The following is an 18,428-nucleotide window of genomic DNA, read 5'->3' on the forward strand; positions in this document are numbered from 1 at the left end:
GTTCTCTTTGTTTCTTTTTGTCGTAGCAGGATTCACCTGGACGACATTATATCCTTTGTTTCTCAAACCCTTCTATGGAGTTATGAAACGAGAGATGTCGATTCGAAAGCACGATCCCGCGATAATTCGTTACCTGTGCCACATGCGTCTCCTTGGCCATGTCGATACCTACAACAAGATGAGTTGTGGAAATTCGTTCAATTCGTTGATTTTGTCCTTCTGATTGTTTAAACTTCATAGTAAGAGCGCCTCCTTGATGGTGTTGGGTGTTAACCCGTCGACAAACCCATCATACCGAGGCGCACCTTTTTTGACAAAGGCTATTTCTTAGCCTTAACAGGAATGTTTACTTCAACGGACAACGGCAGCCGATCGTGTGGACGGCTGCCGTCATGTTCTGATTCAACTATCGGGTATCCGTTAGTTTAAGACTTTAAATTATTTTGCTTCTGCTCTGCCATATCTAATGGCATAACTATAATCTTTTCGGCCATTTTGCTCTGCTCTGTGAGCGGCAAGCTCATAATTATATGGAAGTAAAATATGTTCGATAAGCAATGAATCATCTTTCCGACTTACAGTCAAATACTTTGCATGAGGAGTCTTTGATTCCATGAAATGTGGGTGAGGTACCTCCTCATAGTATGCTGGAAGTCCAACGCTTCCGGGATTAACAATCAATTTTCCATCCGGTAACCACACCGATTTCTGAATATGTGTGTGACCACAAAAAATTACTTTTTGAGCAACAGGAGCTAGTTCAGACATTAGTGCATCAACACTCTTTTCAACAACACCACATGTAGAAACGTCCTCTAACAGATATTCGTCATCTACGAATGGAGTCCCATGACAGAATAATAACTCTTCAAATACCCACGTCTTTTTAAAAGATTGAATCCAATTATGTATTTCTATAGTAAGTAGTCGTTTTACATAATGAAATGTAACTGATTCCATTTGTTCTTGAAGTAAATACCGATCACAATTACCCATAATATTAATTATATCAGGTCTCTTCAATAGCAATTCGGCAGTTCTAATAGGATCTATAGGACCAAACAATGTATCTCCTAAATTTACAATTGTTTTTATTCCACGTGAATCTATGTCATTGAGTACAGCTTCTAAAGCATACACGTTGCTATGTATATCGGAAATGACAGCTATAGTATAATCTTTATTCGTTTTAAATCACCTCATTATTGTCTTTTGTTATGAACTAAAGTCTTCGTTAGCTTAATTAATAGGCTTTCTTAACTTTTCTCTCTTTTATCCATTCAAAAGAGGCATTGGTAAAAATAAGTACAAAACCAAAAAAAATAGCTGAATCTGCTATGTTAAAAATCTGAAGCGGATAAAACAATTGTCCAAAAATTGTAAAATGAAAATTAAATTGAATGAAATCTACCACTTTACCAAAAATTATTCGATCCGTAAGATTCCCGATCGCTCCACCTAAAATAAAACAGCTTGCAATTGCTAAGATTTTCTTTTTTTCTCTCAACACTTTGCGAATGTACCACAAAATTCCACCTATAATAATGACCGTAATTGCAATAAAAAGCCAATGTTGCCCCTCTAAAATACCATAAGCAGCTCCTCTGTTACGGATTGAAGTGATTTGAAGGACATCTCCAATCATAGGTAGGGATTCGTTCAAACTAAGTTTATTCCTAATAATCCATTTGGAATATTGATCAATTAATAAGACGAATAATGCAATAGCATAATAAATCAAATTATGGTCTCCCTTTCTGAAAAAAAGTGGGGTCTCACTTAGTAAAAGAAAAATAGGTTTTGGATTCCCAATACTTCTTCAATAATACCATATTCCGGCTATAAATTATTGGTTTTTCATGATACATTGCAACAATATCCTGCCAGTTACTTGAATGAACATATTCCTTATGTGGCGGTTCCACGCAGTTTATCTTGGACTGTATAGACTCGTTGAAGTAAATCAGCATAATCAAAACTATAGGAGGTTGTTGTATCGATTTCAATGACGGTACCACCTACCGTAAGAGGCGTAAGATTCCCATTTAAAATCCGTTCTTTGTTTTCTACTTGTTCAATCCATTCCAAATCACTATGACCAACATGTCGTTCTTTTGTCCCCATTCGTGTATGGAAGCGTTTCATGAGGACTTCCCCATCCGTCCTACACATGATTTGAAACGGTTCAAAATCGCAAGCTTGTTTTAATCTGAGAACCTCGGCACTTCTTAACTCGGGTCGACCAAAGAAACCCTCGATTACCATCGATTGACCAGCAGATAGTATTGATTTTGCTATGGAATATAGAAGGGTAAATGCTGCAGGTGCTATCAAGGGCGGACATCCACTGAACTGACATTCTAAGGCATCATACAGGGTTTCATATATACCATCTCGGGAGAAAAGTGGAAAACTAGCATCATGAGCAAGTCGCCTTGCTAAGGTTGTTTTTCCCGTGCCAGGAAGTCCATTCACAATAATTAACAGTGGTTTTCCCATGGTAAATTACCTCCAGAGCTGAGAAGGCTGCCGATCCATTTCTGTCGACAGCCTTCTCCGGTTGCTTAATCATTATGTACCTAATCATGATTCTATCTTTCGTTCCATTAATCCGTCTGCTGCAACACAGGTGGACTCAACTCTAATTTGCGGTTTCGGATAAAGAGCGCGGTACCGAGCGCCACAAGTGTGCTAAAAAAGCCGAAGAGGAAAAGATCGTGGAACCCTGTGATGCCCGGCGTATGGGTGAGGATAGCTCCCATAATAGTTACTCCGACCGCTGTTCCAATGTTGCGGCAGAACATTAGGAATGAGGTGGAGATACCCCTTTGATGCGGCTCTGCCAACTGCTGGACAGCGATAATCGAGACGGTCGATGTCAGGCCGAAGGCGAGACCAACGACCGTGATACATACAGTCGCGAAGCCAACCCCCGTCTCTGTACGGACCAGCGCTAGTAATACTCCGGCAAGCACGAGTAGAACGTTGCCAGCGAGAAGCAGTGGACGAAAGCCATATCGCAAAACCCACTTACCGGCTGGTACCGCCACTACCATCCAACCAGCCGCCAGACCGAGAAGAGGAAGTCCACTCATAAACAAGCTGGCTCCGGCAAATTTTTGAAGAAACATTGGGATGAAGCTGCCAACACCAAACAGAGCAAGGCAAGCGACGAAGCCGTTAATATTCACCCACCTTATCGTCTGGTCTCTCAGCATACTGAGTGGCACGAGTGGCGATTTTTGTTTTCTCTCAAATAAATAGAACAGGACCAGAAATAAGCCCCCTATGACTCCGCTTAACACTTGATTTTTCTCGAGCACAGTCACAAGTAGCAGCAAGCTTACTCCAATAGTGAACAATATGGCTCCGATGTAGTCTACCTTGGCCGGTTTCGGCTGGTACACTTCTTTATAAGGAAGCAGCATCAGGAATGCCAGCAAACAAATCGGCAAGTTCACGTAAAAAATCCATCTCCAGCTCAAATATTCCACGAAAAAGGCACCGAGCATCGGAGCCAGAACAGCAGCGATGCCCCACATCGAGGTGAAGAGTGCCTGAATTTTACCCCGGTTCTCGACCGAAAACAAGTCCCCTGCGATGATCATCGGAAAAGGCATCATAACACCGGCGCCGATCCCTTGGACTGCCCGGAAGATGACCAACTGCACCATGGACTGAGATAGTCCGCAGAGCAGCGAGCCGACGAAAAAGAGTAGAATACCGCAAGCGAAAACCCTCTTCCGTCCGAATAGATCAGAGACCCGCCCTGCCACAGGTGCCAGCACCGTGTTAAAAATCATATATGCTGCAAACGACCAAGCGTACAGGTCGAAACGTCCCAATTCCTGCGCGACTATAGGCATAGTAGTGTTCATAATGGTGGAGTCCATCGACGCCACCAGCATGGCCAGGACAATGCTGATTAAAACGAAAGTTCGACTTTTCATGTACCCGTTCCTCATTTCTTCAAAATATTGGTGACGAAATGCACAACGTCCATCTTATCAGTATCTAAAAGCCCTCCGCAAGGGAAGGTCCATCAATGTGATCATTTATTTCAGAAATACCTTGAGCTTTAAGCATATTTCTCCATCATTTTATTTAAATAATTTCGAAAGTCTTCAACATATGTTTTGGGCTCTACGATTTCTAAATTTGTACCGAAACTTGCTAAAAATTGAAATCCCGTACTGTTTTGAGGAACATAGATTGTTGCTAAGAAAAATTCAGAACTATAGCTTTCAATATTGAGACAGCGATTCATCCCGCCACCTGTAGAGGATGGGGGAATTCTCGCTGAATTCCGTTAAATAAAGAACGAGTCCGCCGCCTCGAAAAGTTGGGGTTAATGAGAGACGAAGGAAGAATGGTTCTTCCTGATATGGATCACAATTCTTTTAGAATAGATATAGTTATAGAGCAAAAGCTGAAAGAGGAAAAGCAAGTATATGAGAATTTCATGGCATTTCCAGATCTTTATAAAAGAGTTCGGATGGATACAATACAAAGCAATAAGAATCAGCCAGAATTATTTTGGAACAGATTAGACAAATTCATAACAAACACTAGAGAAAACAAAATGTACGGTCAATGGAATGATAATGGACGTCTACTAGATTTAAGGAGGATAGGGATAAAAAGTAATGGATAAATAAGCAAATATAGATTTGGAATCCACCATGTTAGGTCAAAATCTTGTTTCATCGCCCAAAAAACAATGGCTTGCAAACCCGAACAAAATGTAAGTGTTAATGAAATTATCGCCCACATCATCCACTTGGTATCCTCTTTACGATGCAGGTATAGGCTAAAGAACCCCGTAAAGGATATGAAAATATCAAGGGGGAAAAATGACCAATTCCAGATCACAAGTAAATGATTTTGATAATCTTGATATAAGTACTCCTTTGGGATTAATCCCATAATTGTTATCGTCCAGTATAAGAGAAACCCAATATCAGTAAATAGAAAAAAACCTTTCAAATACGTATTCATGTAGATATATCCTCCCGTACTCTAAGTTCAATATGCTGATCCTGATTACCCTTTCTCTTTGACAATTCCGAGCAACAGAATATCTACCATGTCTTGTAAGGCATTTGAAAGAGTTTTTTGATTTTCACTTCTCGCAGATTGCTCCATTAAGCGATAAAGACCTCCAACATACAGTTCAATAAAAAGTTCAATATGAAATGGACGAAACAATCCTTTTGATATGCCTTCTTGTATGAGAATATGAACTCCCTCCCATTGTTGGTTAATAAATCGGTCAAGCGTTTTCCACTGTTTTGGATAATAACGTTGAAGTTCCTCAAGGCGACTTATGTGAAAATACTGAAAATCAACAGGGAGGAGGACAAGGAGTTTTTGTAGTTTTTCTATTGAATTCAAACTTGCATTTGCTACGACTTCTTTTTCCTTTGACTGTAATTCGTCAATAGCTAAATTTAGGAGATCATCAATTAACTCATCTTTAGAGGAATACAATTCATATAGAGTTTTCGTACTAATCCCAACTTGTCGTGCTAAATCACTCATCGTAAAACGGAAACCTTTTCGCTGAATTTCTTTACGCGACCATTCCAAGATTCGATTCTTCAAGAAGTTCACCGCCGTTCGGAAAATATTTAAAACAAAATATTTTTCTTATTTTACAAGCACTATACACTACTTTTGACTAGATGGCAAGTTAACATGCAAGCGCTGTCAATATTGATTGTGACATACAAGATGCAGCAATTTGCAAGATTTAATTATTTGATTTGAGCAGTCATTCCTTTATCAGTATCATTAATCGATTTTAAAACAATCTTCACAAAAGCCTCCACTGCTGGAGATAACCACTTTTTCTTTTTTATCAGCATTTGGGAATAAATCGGTTCAAATGTTCCAGAATGAGTTAGGATTTTTAACTTACCATTCTGTACATCTTTTTTAACTGTAATGTAAGGCAAGACAGTAAATCCAAGTCCACTCATAACAATCTGTTTGATTGCTTCTATACTCCAAAGCTCCATTGTTTGAAAGTTGTGCATGCCGTGTTTTATAAGATACCTTTCAAACATTGACCGATAACTACAGCCTTCTCCATTTGTGATGAAAAACTGATTGGTGTAACTTTTTTTATATTCATCAAAATGTTCCGGACCATCATTGCCGCACACGAGGACGATTTTTTCCTCAACTAAAGAATAATGAATGCATTTTTCAAGTTTTATTTCTTGATCGATCATGAATCCAACATCTACCCGTCCACTTTCAATTTGATTTTGTCCATATGTGTCGTTAGTTAATATTAGTTTTACATTAGGATATTTTAAGGAATATTCTCTTATTATTGGACCTAACCTACAAATTGTTAAAGATTCAGGTGCAGCCACTTTTAATACACCCTTTACTTCAAGGGTGTTTCGAATGTTCTTAATGTGTTCGTGAGCAGAAAGTAAATCTTCCGCTAGTGGTATTAATTCTTTACCTAAATGAGTAAGCTGCAAATTTCTATTTAAATAAGTAAAAAGCTCCCCTCCAATCTCTTTTTCAAGTGCCTGTATATGAGATGTTAGAGTAGATTGAGTATAACCTAACATCGAAGCAGCCCCTGTATAACTTCCTATTTCTACAATTGTTTGAAACGTAATAAGGTGTCTAATTTCCATACGATTTCTCCTTAATTTGTAGCATCTATCGAAAAAAATGATAATGACTTTTTTTATTTCAATTTTATTTATAGTTAATAGTAACATACAATAAAGGCAATTCGTAACTAACAACGGCTATTACAGGATTTTAGTTTATAACAATCTAAGGAGAGATTAAACGAATGAAAAATATTGTTATGTTATTTACTTTGGCTGCGCTTTGGGGAGCTTCCTATTTTTTTATTCGTATTGGATCTCCGGCACTGGGGCCGGCAGTTCTAATGGAACTGCGGGTAATATTAGCTGGAATGATGCTCATTTTGATTGCTCAAATCACCGGTCATCGAATACACATACTTCACAAATGGCGGCAATATCTGCTTCTCGGTCTATTGAATGCTGCTTTTCCGTTTACTCTTATCGCAACGGCTGAAACCCATCTGTCAGCTAGTCTGGCAGCGATATTAATTGCCACGTCCCCATTATTTACTACAATTGTAGCTTTGTTATGGAATAAGGAGCCCTTATCGCTTAGAAAACTTACCGGCGTGGTCATGGGTATCATCGGCGTTACTGTATTAACAGGTTGGAATTCAAATGGTGATGAACAGCACAATTTACTGTCGATTTTATTTTTATTGATTGCTGCACTTTTTTACGCAATCAGTGGTGTCTTTTCTTCAAAGTATTTTAAAGGAGAAAAACCAATGGATCTTGCCATTGGCCAACAGGCGGGGGCAAGCATTGTTCTTTTACCCCTGGCTGCTTTTGCCTTTTCGCCCGTCATTCCTTCATCTGCAGTTATTTTGTCAGTACTGGGACTTTCTTTTTTATGTACAGCGGGCGGTTACTTACTCTTTTTTGCACTTATTCAAAGTGTCGGAGCATTAAAGGCCTTGACTGTCAACTTCTTGATCCCTCTTTTCGGGCTTATGTGGGGAGCTCTTTTCCTTCGTGAACAAGTTTCATTACACCTTGTAATTGGACTTTTGATTATTTTAATCAGTGTCATGCTTGTGATGGATGTACGTCTTATTAGAGAGAAGAAAAAAAGTATCTCTTCTAAAGGAAGGAGAGAATCAGAGTATGACGCGCTTTGATCTGACTGGAAAGATCGCGATTGTCACTGGTGATTCACCGCTACAGCACGCGAATGACGATTTTACCGCGCGCTCGGCGGCTCTCACTTTTTTCATGTGCTTTGGCAATTTCCTCTAAGGGGAACACAGAGTCGATCGTTACGTTCAATTGTCCGCCATTAACTAGGCGGGTCAATTTATCCAGATAAGCAGTAGCGATCGGCGGGTACTGCACCTCTTGGACTGTTATCGACGCCTTGGCCGCCCTATCAGACGAATAGCGCCCCCACGTAATCGGTACGAGGCGACCTCCCGGCTTCAGGGTATCTAAAAGCCAGTCAATCTTTTCTCCTCCCGCTGTATCGAGAACAATGTCCACGCTATGTTCGATCTCTACCGGTAGACTGGTTGTATAGTCGACAAACGCATTGACGCCTAAATCGAGCAAGTATGGCTCATTATGGGCAGAAGCGGCTCCGATGACGCGCGCCCCCTTCCATCGGGCCAGTTGGACCGCAAGGTGGCCGACGCCTCCGGCGGCACCGTTGATCAGCACGGTCTGTCCCGTCTCTAGTTTCCCTTGTACGAACAGCGCATGCCAAGCGGTAAAGCCAGACTGAGGCAAAGCCGCCGTCTCGACGAAATCAGCCGACTCAGGTTTGAGTGCCAAATGCCCCGCCGGTACAACGACATATTCCGCGCAACCCCCACTGTTGACGGTCATCCCGTAGACGGCGTCGCCCGGACGAAAGCTCGTTACACCAGCCCCCACAGTGGCAACGACTCCCGATACGTCCCAGCCGGGAATATAAGGAAGACTGAACCGATCACCAGCCAAGCCTGAACGGATCTGCCAATCGCCTGGATTGACGCCGACTGCATGAACGCGGACGAGAACCTCGTTTTCACCCGCCACAGGAACAGGCACTTCCTCGCAACGCAACACTTCCGGCCCTCCGTAAGTCCAATAACGGATCGCTTTCATTTTCTGGGGTATTTCCATCGCCATGCTCATTTATCCCCTCTTTCGCTTTATTGAATAAACTTGTCACGTTCATTACAATAGTAGTAAAACCGGAGACTGGTAACAACGGACAATGCAGCCCGAACGTCGTTTACCTGACAAATCAATGATTTTGTCGGGGCTGTCGACTATGAGCTCCGTTGACTCAAGCGAGGAGTGATATAAGTGATGGAAACTGAGAAGAATGAAGCCGATCGAAGACGTAGGCGGTCGCAGTTAATGCTGAAGCAATCGTTCGCGGAACTGATGCGGGAAAAGGGGTTTACCGCGATGACAATCCAGGATATCACAGACCGGGCAGATGTGCACAGGGGAACGTTCTACGCTCATTTTTCGGACAAATTCGCGCTACTTGAACAGTCCATTCGTGATAAATTTCGCCATATGCTAGGGCGTGAGCTTCCACCGGATGCAGGTTGGAATCCAGAGCATTTGCGCGTGCTGGTCCGAACGGTACTGGAACACGTTCGTTCGCTATACGGTCGGTGCAGTCCGATCGATATAATCAATCCGCTGTTCGAGAGGTCGGTCCGTGACGAGCTCGCCGAATTGCTGCAACACTGGCTGGAACGGCTTCGGGCAGACCAGGCTGGTTGGACCATCCACGTCGATACTATGGCTCTCATGACAAGCTGGTCGATATTTCGGCGCTTCGGTACAATGGAGCAAATCTTATGAGGATATAAGTCTGGACGAAATGACCGATCGCGTCGTAGCCGTGCTGGCAGAAAGCGCCGGCCGAATTGCGTTTAATGACAAAAAAATGTAAAAGTATCAAATTCGGCAGCGGCGCATATATTCGTCTATTCCCGAGCCTGTTCGATTTTTATGAAGAAGGAACTCCAACCTCGCCGACATTGGTCTGAATAGCAATCCGTAACGCTGAAAACATCGATCCAGCTTCGATCAGCGTCCCATATCGTCGAACTCGCTTAGAAAGGTGAGCCTCACGTCCTCCCCTGAAACTTATACTTTCTGGCTATAAAATTAAAAAAGAGGAGCCGCATCTCTGCAAGCTCCCCCTCTATCGCTCTGCGTTGTAGTCTTTCTTCTTGCCCCCCTCCATACTGCGAATTAGAAGTACAGCCTTGACTAACCCTATACATAGCAACAGGATAGATATGAAATAAAGAACCTGCCCTATTCCTGGTAAGAATGAAAATGCAACCGACCAGGGAGCTTGAGCTAGTTTAGGTAAATATATGAATATCCCTATAGGAATCAACAAGTTAAATAACAAAATGTAGACATAATTGATAAAAATACGCACAATCGTTGCTTTAAATCTCGCTTTCCATTTAATTAGATTGTAAATCGACCTCGATATTAAAACTAAAACTATCAGCACGATTAGATCTACAATCAGGTATGTCTTGCTAAAATTCGGCAGGTCAGCTTGTGACCGCTCTTGGCCGTGGAGAATTCCATTGATCCCTGCAGCAATACTATCGTAGGAAACTAGGAAATCATATGCGTTTATAAGCAAGACCATCCCGTAATCCCCATTCATAACCATAAAAGAATACGTATTTTCGGTCACTCCGTTATGAAAAATGACATTTTTGTTGACGGTCCAGCCCATGGCGTAGGATACGCCATCTCCCATTGATGAAGAAGGACGGTGCATGAGTTCCATACCTTTTTCGGATAGTACGGTTTTATCTTTGAAATGGCCGCGGTTGATTTGAGCAATTAAATAATTCGACATATCCTCCGCGCTTGAAATGAGATAACCTGACGCAACGGTGCCCTCATGTCTTAGTTGTTTGGTTGGAACCATGAAGCCAAATACAGGCTGGTACCCTGTTGCCAGACCATCGCTTTGCGCCTTTTCCGGTGCAGCGTAGCTATGTAGCATGTTCAACGGTTTGAAGATATGATTGCTCACATATTCGGTGAAAGCCTCTCCCGATACCGCTTGAACGATTCCGCTGAGAATATTATAGTTTAAGTTCGAATATTGAAACGCAGATCCGACGGGCCCGGTAAGGTTCGTATGTGTCATCGATCACGCACAAAAAATGCGATCAATCTTTTATTCATTCACTCAACCCCTTACTCAATAACAAACTTGTAGCCTTGACCTCGAACCGTCTCAATCGCTTTTGGCAAGCCTAATTCCTCCAGCTTTTTCCGAAGTCTGGTTACATTAACGGTTAGCGTATTGTCATCTACAAACTGCACATCATCCCACAGCGCTTCCAGAAGTTGATCTCGAGAGACGACCTCACCAGGCTGCTGCATCAGGCATTCAGCCAACAATTGCTCATTTTTTGTGAGCTGAGCCTTGTGCTTGTTCCATACCAACTCACTTCGGCTAAGATGCAACCGCAATCCTTTCACATTCAACTCAGCCTGATGTGTATTTTCTACTGCCGAGTCAAGCCCAGTTACAGTGGCATACTCGCCATATGCTCTTCTCAGGGCACTTTTCACCTTTGCCATTAAGAGATCCAAATGTATGGGCTTCGTGATGTAATCATCGCCGCCGTTCTCGATAGCCATCACCTGATCCATTTCACCTGCCCGCGCGGATATGAAGATGATTGGGAGGCTTGAGCTCTTGCGAATTTGCCTGCACCAATAAAATCCGTCGAAATAAGGGAGATTAATATCCAGCAGCACTAAGTGAGGCGCGAACGCCTCCAACTCTTGCAAGATCTCGCGAAATTGCGAAACACAAGAAGCCTCAAATCCGTATTTCTCTATATTTTTTTTCAATATTGCGCTTATTTTATCATCGTCTTCTATAATGAAAATTCGATACATGCCAATCCTCCTGAAATTATTGCTATGGTAAATACTTAACATTTAATAACGAGAGTAGCAAGAACAAACGAAAGAACCACTGTTCGTTTAGTAACGGTGGCTATAAAATTAATTCTATTTTTCAATCAAAATATGTTAAGATATCGTTCGAGAAGATGAAGAAGGGAGTTTCCACCGTGTCTCGTATTATTCAAGTTGATGAGCGCCCCTCAATCGGCGAAAGTATTCCCCTTAGTTTACAGCATTTATTTGCTATGTTTGGTTCAACCGTGCTGGTCCCTATCTTGTTTAAAGTCGATCCAGCCACGATTCTGCTGATGAATGGGATAGGCACTTTGCTTTATATTTTCATCACAAAAGGAAAAATCCCGGCATTTTTGGGGTCGAGCTTCGCCTTCCTCTCTCCTGTTTTTGTCGTCCTTGCTTCCAAAGGTTATAGTTCGGCTTTAGGTGGGTTTCTGGTGGTCGGATTGATTTTTACGATTATAGCGTTGTTAATTCGTGTCGTGGGGACACGCTGGATTGACGTCGTATTTCCACCTGCTGCGATGGGAGCGATCGTGTCCGTTATCGGTTTAGAGTTGGTTCCTACAGCCGCCACTATGGCAGGCATTATTCCTCCGACCGATTTGAAGGAAGCCTGGGTTCCCGATCCTATCGTGATTTCGGTTTCTATTTTTACATTTTTGGTAGGTGTTGTCGGTTCCGTTGTCTTTCGCGGACTATTGAAGGTCATTCCGATTTTGGTGGCCATAGTTGCCGGTTACATACTTGCTGCATTGTTAGGTTTGGTGCATATTGGAGCAACATTAGGTGCTGCGCATTGGTTTAGACTCCCCACCTTCTACAGTCCGACATTCGATCTGGCTAGTATATTAATCATCGCTCCTGCTGCTCTTGTTGTCATTGCGGAGCATATCGGCCACTTGATTGTAACCGGGAATATGGTAGGGAAAGATTTATCCAAAGACCCTGGTCTAAGCAGATCCTTACTCGGTAATGGCATCTCAACAATGCTCTCATCCTTGGTCGGCTCAACACCAAATACAACTTACGGTGAAAATATCGGAGTCATGGCGATTAGCCGTGTATATTCTGTATGGGTCATCGGAGGAGCAGCGATCCTGGCTATCGTTCTCTCCTTTGTCGGGAAGATCTCGGCACTGATTCAAACCATTCCAACGCCTGTCATGGGCGGCGTTTCCTTACTGCTGTTCGGCGTCATCGCCGCTTCGGGGATCCGGATGCTGGTGGAAACCAATGTCGATTATTCCAAACCGGTCAATCTAATTCTAACAACCGTGGTTCTTGTAATTGGCCTTAGCGGGGCAACACTGAAATTGGGACATTTTGAACTGAAAGGTATGGCCCTGGCTACCATAGTAGCGATTCTGCTCAGCTTGATCTTCAAGCTGCTGGAGATTTTCAAGCTTTCTAACGAATAAAGCACAAATTGGTAATAAGAAGGGCTATCCCTAAAGTCTTAACAGACATGAGGAATAGCTCTTCTACTTTTTTTGTTATCCGCATCTGATCGGGTTTGGAGAAATTATACAGAGAGACACATTTATCTCCATTGCATTTCCGTGGTTTGACTATTACGATTCGTGGGATTCTGTATGAATAATCATATAGAGATTCCCCTATGATCGTGCAATCGAAAAATCTGTATGAAAAATCGTATAGAATCTCTCCCTTCGTGGAAATCCCGTCTATTTTATTCGAAAAATCATACAGATTGACAGTCAAGAGGATGGATTAGACAGGTTGACGATGAGTCGTGGAGTTGGCCACCACAATGAGGGGACTAGGGCTTTTGTAACTTTGGTCAGCGAATACTTGTTTGCAATACATTGAATGAAAACCCAAAGAAAGACCGCAACAGCCAACCTCCCGGTTAACCATCACGGTCCTCCACCCCGCGCCCGACGCGGCTTCTCAGCTCTTATTCTTCTATAGACCGCAATGATTGCAGCGCCCTTGCCTTCGGTAATAATAGGAAATCGTGGCGATTCCAAGTGCGATCCCCCAAATCGGCCAGAGCAGAAGAGGAGTTCCCGCCCCCCAGTTCGAAAGAATATCCGAACTAAAGGATTGCTTGACAACTTGGATGCCCGTCACGGTTAGCATGATTGAGACAAGAGCAGCAGGAACAACAGCCAGAGTAGGAGGAATGCGCTTCCCGGCCAACAAAGGGATCCAACGCGGGACAATCTCGCCCCACGGTCTTATTAGACCATGGGTAAGAGCGGCACCGCTAATAGATACCAAAGCAAGACCCGCTCCGGCCCATACTGCGCCTGAATCCTGCAGGCTTTGAAATAATTCCTTCGTAATCCCCAGCGGTATTCCGAGCAACCATGCAATGCGGGTGATATCGTAATAAACAGGAGCAAAGATTGCAACGTAGGTCGCCCGCTTTCCCCAGCGAACAGCAAAGTCGGAATCTATCCAACGGCCCGCTTCGCTTTTGCTCCCGCAATATCCGCAAGCATCTCTGGACTGGCGCTGGAAGGATAGAGCCGTCGCTGCCCATAGCAACCCGCCTGCAAGGCAAATAAATTGGTTCACCACCGGCCAAGTGATGAATTCCCAATAAGGGAACGACCTCCCGAGCAAAGCCCCAATCAGACAAATGGGTGCGTAAGCCACTGCAATAAGCGCTCGGGCATCCGGAACTAAGAAACAAAGAATTGACGCAGCGCTCCAAGCATACAAGAGCAGAACCTTACGTGCAAATCCTTGAGATTTGCTTTTACACTTGATGAGCACTAGCACACCGGCAAGGCACAGAATGGTCACGATAGGTGCTGCAACCTTGACTGTAGCATCGCTATAAATCGTACTCGCCGCATGCTGGTCGTCCACCGGGCCTATGTGAAAACCTGGGCCTAATGGAAAGCCTGAGCCTCCGATCGACCAATATAGTCCAAGCATACCATAGAGGAGCGTCCAAACGATCGCCGCCTGCCGTACCCATTCCGGCCAACGCTTCCACCAGCGCAATGACGAAGATTGCGGCCTATTCGTCCCGGGACGTGAGATATCATTCCATTTTATCGAATTCATAACAATCACAACTCCTTATACAACGTTTCCTTTAGTATAGGGAGCGCAAGTAAACAGGAGGTAAACAGGAGATCAACTTCACCCTAACTTTGCGCCAATCGCAGCTTGATCGACAGAGAGGTACCTTCATTTGTCTTGCTGGTAACGGCCAAATCTCCTCCATGGGCTTCAACGAGCTGCTTGGCAATAGATAAACCCAGACCAGAACGCTGGGAGGATGTTGCTGCATCGCCCTTAACGAGCGCTTCGCTGAACCCGATCCCATTGTCTTCAATCCGAATTTCCGCCATCAGGTGATTGATACGCGAAACACAAACAGCTATCTCGGTGCCTGCCGGATTATGGACGACAGCATTAACGAGCAGATTGCGGATCGCCCTTGTCAGCAGCTTCGGATCGCAAGACACAAGCAAGGGGTCCGGCGCTGACTCCATGATGAACGGGTGACCGGTCGCCCAAGGTGCGCTGCCGACATCCGCTACCGCTCTGCGTACAAGTTCCACGAGATCCACCTTTTCTTCTTTCAGAGGAATCTGTCCCTGAATCGTTTCGTTGAGATCCTGCACCAATTCTTGCAAATGAGCCGCTTTCTGCTGAATAACAGACAGAAATTCCCTCTGTTCCGCTTCACTCCACTGATACTCTTTATTAATCAGCATAGTCGAATAGCCGGATATGTAGGTTAAAGGTGTTTTTAAATCGTGAGATATCCCTCGAATCCATTCTTGTTTCGCTTGATCCGACCTCTGTAGTTCCTTTTCGTTTTTTTGGAGCGTGCCGGCCAGCATCCGCAAATGCTCAAACAACTCCTTGTATACCGCATAAGGTATTTTCAACGTTCCGCTTTTGGGGGAGTGAATTTCATTCCAACGTGGGGGAAGTTCATAGTTCCCGCCAGCCAACCTTCTGATCCAAACCATCATCAAATAAACCGGTTTACCCAAATACCACCCGATCAAGAGCAGGGTCAGAAGGAACAGAACGGAGCACAAGACAAACACAAAGATACCCACACTCTCTGTAGTGGTGTCCTGCGGCCAAAAAAAGCGAAGCGTTACAATCAGGATTGCTTGAACAAATGCAAATAAACCAACAAAAGCCATCAGCAGTTGCAGGGCGATACGAAGTGTAAAGTTCATCGCGCTAGCCTCCCAAGGACGGAACAAACTTGTATCCGATCCCTCTCATAGTCACGATCAGCTTGGGGTCGGACGGATTGACTTCCAGCTTCTTGCGGAGTCTGGAGATATGGATAACGACCGTTTTCTCATCCCCTTGCACCATGATCCCCCATACTTGCTCGTATAATTGCTGGGCGGTGAATATCCGGTTCGGATGTTTGCAAAAGTAGAGCAATAATTCCAGTTCCTTGGCCGGACAAGGCGTGACCACATTGTCGACGATAAGCTCGCCGGTAGTCCGATTCACCGTAAAAGTATCATACCGATACAGCTCCTCAGCGCTTAAACTATCCGATGCATACAGAGAACTCCGCCTCAAATGAGCCTGTATCCGTGCGACAACTTCCATCGGATTGAACGGTTTGGTTACATAATCATCCCCGCCCAAATACAACCCCTGCAGCTTGTCCAAATCGCTGGAACGGGCTGTAAGGAACAGAATAGGGGCATTCGTGGTTTTGCGCAATTCCGAGCACAAGGCGAATCCGTCCATATCCGGAAGCATGACATCAAGTACAATCATATCAAAGCGTGTCGTACGCACAGTCATGAGCGCCTCAGCAGCGGAGCCGGCTTTTACAATACGCGTGTACCCTTCCTTTCGAAGAAGGTTCTCCAGCATGACCAGAATGCCTTCCTCGTCATCGACCAATAATATCATTTCATTCCGCACGTTATCGACCACCTTTAAAGAAAATAAGCAACTTGGTTCCGCAAGACCATTCAGGAATCGTCCAGATATAACCAATATTACCATTCCTGATTTCGTACTGTATAGGAGTAAGGCGGCCGTTTGCAGAACAGCTCAAAAAGGGCTGCAACAGGTCACTTGCTCACAACCTGTCCCAGCCCTCCAACCTTTAACTAAAATGGCTACCTGGTTGATCCCGTTGCAGCCTCGTATTGTAAAGATGCTCTAATCTCTGCGTCCAGCACCGCGATAGCGACGTTCTGCTTCTTCCATGCGACGTTTAATGATAGGGAGATGATTCACGATTCGCATGAAGGTTCGCATTAACGCCAAAACTAATCGGCCGATAACAGGTTTGTGAATCCATGCGTTCCCATCCATCTGTTTTCTGGATTGAATGACCGCATCAAAACCATGTTCGATCATCTGCTTTTCATAATTGTGTATCGCTTCTATCAATTCCATTCGGCCTTGGCTTACTTGTACTAGATTTCGGCATAGAAGAGCAGCATCTCGTAAAGCGGTATTAGCTCCCACCCCTCTACCTGGTGTCATGGTATGAATCGCATCGCCAAGTAGTGATACATTTGTCGTTTTCCAACGAGGGATCGGCACGGAAGTACGAATATTAATGGGGAAACATGTACTTGGATCAGTCTGGGTGAACATCTTCCTTAAGTTCGGATGCCAATCTTTCGACATGTTCAGGACCAGGTTAGCTAATTGACGCGAAAAGGAAACAAGAAGCTCCGAAGTACGCTTGTAGAAGCCGCGAAGGCTGCGGCTAGAACGAAAGAGACGTATTTGTCCAGCCAGTATCACCGAATTGCCGCACGCCGAGGAGCCAATCGGGCGACGTTCGCAGTAGCACATAGTATATTGTCTATGGTTTACTATATCCTTAAGCGGAAACAACCCTACATCGAGCTCGGCCCAACCTACTACGAGGAACGAAAACGGGACGTGATCATCAAACATTCCATTAAGAAACTGGAGTCATTAGGTGTATCAATTACTGTGATGAATACGGCAGTTTCCTGATCGTTTATTCAGACAATACATTGCTGATGCCCCTGGCCATTTTTTGTTTGCCGGAGGGTCACTTTCTTGTTGCCTTTTTTAGGTGTTCTACAGAGCGATATTTTCAGGATAGACTTGCCGCTGTTAATAGGAAACTAACGATTTTATCATTGGAATCTGCAATATGATTAGTTCCCATCAAAATGATAAATTAGTTGTACAACGCCTGAGGAGAACGTTCTTGTATTAACCATTTTTAAATTCAACCTCTGTTTTATATCCACAAACAGCGGTTTCCCTTCTCCCAAAATAACAGGGTGAACAGATAATCTAAATTCATCAACAAGTCCTAAATTGATAAAAGTTGTAATAAGGCTTGCTCCACCATATAGCCAGATGTCTTTGCCAGGCTTATTCTTTAATTTATTTACTTCTTCAAGGATCCTATCATTTATGAATATTGCTTTATTATCAGTCCCCTTTTGCGTCCTGGAAAACACATATTTCTCTTTACTATGAACCAATTCCCAAAATTCTTTTTCAGAATCAGTTTGTTCAATTTCTGGAGTAAATTGTCCCCATAAATCATAGCTTTTTCTTCCATATAAAATAGTATCAATTTGATTTAAGAAATTAATAAACCCCATCTCAGAGTCCATAATGCACCAATCAACTTCCCCACTTTTCCCTTCAATAAAACCATCTAAAGTAACTGCTAAATCTAAAATTATTCTTCGTTTCATGATTTATTACTCCTTTCGTTGATCTACCACCCAATATAGACCTTAAATATGTCACCTTGTGTCATATTAATAAAATATACTCTGCCTCTCAGGTACAGTGTCATTTGGAGGCAGGAGACCTTTTCAAATAGTGGGTTATTTGTAGTCCCCAAACATTCCTGTTAATGCTAAGAAATTGCCTTAGACAAAAAAGGAGCGCCTCGGTATGATG

Annotated in this window: 18 protein-coding genes and 4 pseudogenes; 5 read left to right on the forward strand and 17 right to left on the reverse strand. The window is 43.5% G+C overall.

Going from position 1 to position 18,428, the window contains the following annotated elements:
• The 6 genes and pseudogenes from ACFQZT_RS16965 to ACFQZT_RS16990 all read right to left on the reverse strand — a co-directional run.
• Positions 1–238, reverse strand: a pseudogene (locus tag ACFQZT_RS16965) (IS110 family RNA-guided transposase); the annotation flags it as partial.
• A gap of 200 nt (positions 239–438) precedes the next feature.
• The gene (locus tag ACFQZT_RS16970; RefSeq protein WP_379301941.1) at positions 439–1,170 is read right to left on the reverse strand and encodes a metallophosphoesterase family protein; all 732 of its coding nucleotides are present in this window, start codon (positions 1,168–1,170) and stop codon (positions 439–441) included.
• Positions 1,171–1,243: 73 nt separating this feature from the next.
• Positions 1,244–1,741, reverse strand: coding sequence for a signal peptidase II (gene lspA, locus ACFQZT_RS16975; RefSeq protein ID WP_379301907.1), 498 nt, complete (start codon positions 1,739–1,741; stop codon positions 1,244–1,246).
• A 167-nt stretch (positions 1,742–1,908) separates the two neighbouring features.
• Complete coding sequence (locus ACFQZT_RS16980) at positions 1,909–2,499, reverse strand: P-loop nucleotide/nucleoside kinase family protein (protein WP_379301909.1); 591 nt, start codon at positions 2,497–2,499, stop codon at positions 1,909–1,911.
• A gap of 107 nt (positions 2,500–2,606) precedes the next feature.
• Positions 2,607–3,965: an MFS transporter gene (locus ACFQZT_RS16985; protein ID WP_379301911.1), complete on the reverse strand. Its 1,359-nt coding sequence runs from the start codon at positions 3,963–3,965 to the stop codon at positions 2,607–2,609.
• 113 nt (positions 3,966–4,078) lie between these two features.
• Positions 4,079–4,252 (reverse strand): annotated as a pseudogene (locus tag ACFQZT_RS16990) (helix-turn-helix transcriptional regulator); the annotation flags it as partial.
• Between the two features lie 57 nt (positions 4,253–4,309).
• Here ACFQZT_RS16990 and ACFQZT_RS16995 point away from each other — a divergent pair.
• A pseudogene (locus ACFQZT_RS16995) lies at positions 4,310–4,654 on the forward strand (YdeI/OmpD-associated family protein); the annotation flags it as partial.
• On the opposite strand, the gene ACFQZT_RS17000 reads toward ACFQZT_RS16995, so the two are convergent.
• The 3 genes from ACFQZT_RS17000 to ACFQZT_RS17010 all read right to left on the reverse strand — a co-directional run bounded on the left by ACFQZT_RS17000 (position 4,591) and on the right by ACFQZT_RS17010 (position 6,659).
• The gene (locus tag ACFQZT_RS17000) at positions 4,591–4,998 is read right to left on the reverse strand and encodes a YvaD family protein (protein WP_379301913.1); all 408 of its coding nucleotides are present in this window, start codon (positions 4,996–4,998) and stop codon (positions 4,591–4,593) included. The pseudogene ACFQZT_RS16995 and the gene ACFQZT_RS17000 sit on opposite strands and share 64 nt — an antisense overlap.
• Positions 4,999–5,043: 45 nt before the next feature.
• Positions 5,044–5,604 carry a TetR/AcrR family transcriptional regulator gene (locus ACFQZT_RS17005; protein WP_379301915.1) on the reverse strand — a complete coding sequence of 187 codons (561 nt, stop codon included), beginning with the start codon at positions 5,602–5,604 and terminating at the stop codon, positions 5,044–5,046.
• Between the two features lie 152 nt (positions 5,605–5,756).
• Positions 5,757–6,659 carry a LysR family transcriptional regulator gene (locus ACFQZT_RS17010; RefSeq protein WP_379301917.1) on the reverse strand — a complete coding sequence of 301 codons (903 nt, stop codon included), beginning with the start codon at positions 6,657–6,659 and terminating at the stop codon, positions 5,757–5,759.
• A gap of 164 nt (positions 6,660–6,823) precedes the next feature.
• Here ACFQZT_RS17010 and ACFQZT_RS17015 point away from each other — a divergent pair, with 164 nt between their 5' ends.
• Positions 6,824–7,741 carry a DMT family transporter gene (locus tag ACFQZT_RS17015; RefSeq protein WP_379301919.1) on the forward strand — a complete coding sequence of 306 codons (918 nt, stop codon included), beginning with the start codon at positions 6,824–6,826 and terminating at the stop codon, positions 7,739–7,741.
• Between the two features lie 40 nt (positions 7,742–7,781).
• Here ACFQZT_RS17015 and ACFQZT_RS17020 read toward each other — a convergent pair whose 3' ends face one another.
• Positions 7,782–8,729 carry an NADP-dependent oxidoreductase gene (locus tag ACFQZT_RS17020; protein WP_379301921.1) on the reverse strand — a complete coding sequence of 316 codons (948 nt, stop codon included), beginning with the start codon at positions 8,727–8,729 and terminating at the stop codon, positions 7,782–7,784.
• 183 nt (positions 8,730–8,912) lie between these two features.
• Between ACFQZT_RS17020 and ACFQZT_RS17025 the strand changes: the two genes are divergently transcribed.
• A complete protein-coding gene (locus tag ACFQZT_RS17025; RefSeq protein ID WP_379301923.1) occupies positions 8,913–9,422 on the forward strand; it encodes a TetR/AcrR family transcriptional regulator in 510 nt (169 codons plus the stop codon).
• 346 nt (positions 9,423–9,768) lie between these two features.
• On the opposite strand, the gene ACFQZT_RS17030 is transcribed toward ACFQZT_RS17025, so the two are convergent.
• Both ACFQZT_RS17030 and ACFQZT_RS17035 read right to left on the reverse strand, forming a co-directional pair.
• Positions 9,769–10,749 (reverse strand): serine hydrolase domain-containing protein, encoded by a 981-nt coding sequence (locus tag ACFQZT_RS17030; protein ID WP_379301925.1) that lies wholly within the window; start codon positions 10,747–10,749, stop codon positions 9,769–9,771.
• A gap of 50 nt (positions 10,750–10,799) precedes the next feature.
• Positions 10,800–11,513 carry a winged helix-turn-helix domain-containing protein gene (locus ACFQZT_RS17035; RefSeq protein WP_379301927.1) on the reverse strand — a complete coding sequence of 238 codons (714 nt, stop codon included), beginning with the start codon at positions 11,511–11,513 and terminating at the stop codon, positions 10,800–10,802.
• A 155-nt stretch (positions 11,514–11,668) separates the two neighbouring features.
• On the opposite strand from ACFQZT_RS17035, the gene uraA reads away from it, so the two are divergent.
• Complete coding sequence (gene uraA / locus ACFQZT_RS17040; RefSeq protein WP_379301929.1) at positions 11,669–12,958, forward strand: uracil permease; 1,290 nt, start codon at positions 11,669–11,671, stop codon at positions 12,956–12,958.
• Positions 12,959–13,466: 508 nt separating this feature from the next.
• Here the strand turns inward: uraA and ACFQZT_RS17045 are convergent.
• The 4 genes from ACFQZT_RS17045 to ACFQZT_RS17060 all read right to left on the reverse strand — a co-directional run bounded on the left by ACFQZT_RS17045 (position 13,467) and on the right by ACFQZT_RS17060 (position 17,123).
• Positions 13,467–14,582: a hypothetical protein gene (locus tag ACFQZT_RS17045; RefSeq protein WP_379301931.1), complete on the reverse strand. Its 1,116-nt coding sequence runs from the start codon at positions 14,580–14,582 to the stop codon at positions 13,467–13,469.
• Between the two features lie 83 nt (positions 14,583–14,665).
• Positions 14,666–15,721, reverse strand: coding sequence for a sensor histidine kinase (locus ACFQZT_RS17050; RefSeq protein WP_379301933.1), 1,056 nt, complete (start codon positions 15,719–15,721; stop codon positions 14,666–14,668).
• 4 nt (positions 15,722–15,725) lie between these two features.
• Positions 15,726–16,436, reverse strand: a complete 711-nt coding sequence (locus ACFQZT_RS17055) for a response regulator transcription factor (RefSeq protein ID WP_379301935.1) — start codon at positions 16,434–16,436, stop codon at positions 15,726–15,728.
• 243 nt (positions 16,437–16,679) lie between these two features.
• Positions 16,680–17,123 (reverse strand): FAD-dependent oxidoreductase, encoded by a 444-nt coding sequence (locus tag ACFQZT_RS17060; protein ID WP_379301937.1) that lies wholly within the window; start codon positions 17,121–17,123, stop codon positions 16,680–16,682.
• A 57-nt stretch (positions 17,124–17,180) separates the two neighbouring features.
• Between ACFQZT_RS17060 and ACFQZT_RS17065 the strand changes: the two are divergent.
• A pseudogene (locus ACFQZT_RS17065) lies at positions 17,181–17,495 on the forward strand (IS110 family transposase); the annotation flags it as partial.
• Positions 17,496–17,662: 167 nt separating this feature from the next.
• Here ACFQZT_RS17065 and ACFQZT_RS17070 read toward each other — a convergent pair.
• The gene (locus ACFQZT_RS17070) at positions 17,663–18,217 is read right to left on the reverse strand and encodes a dihydrofolate reductase family protein (RefSeq protein ID WP_379301939.1); all 555 of its coding nucleotides are present in this window, start codon (positions 18,215–18,217) and stop codon (positions 17,663–17,665) included.
• Positions 18,218–18,428: the final 211 nt, after the last annotated feature.

It is taken from the genome of Paenibacillus sp. GCM10027628 (assembly GCF_042676385.1).
GTDB lineage: Bacteria > Bacillota > Bacilli > Paenibacillales > NBRC-103111 > Paenibacillus_E.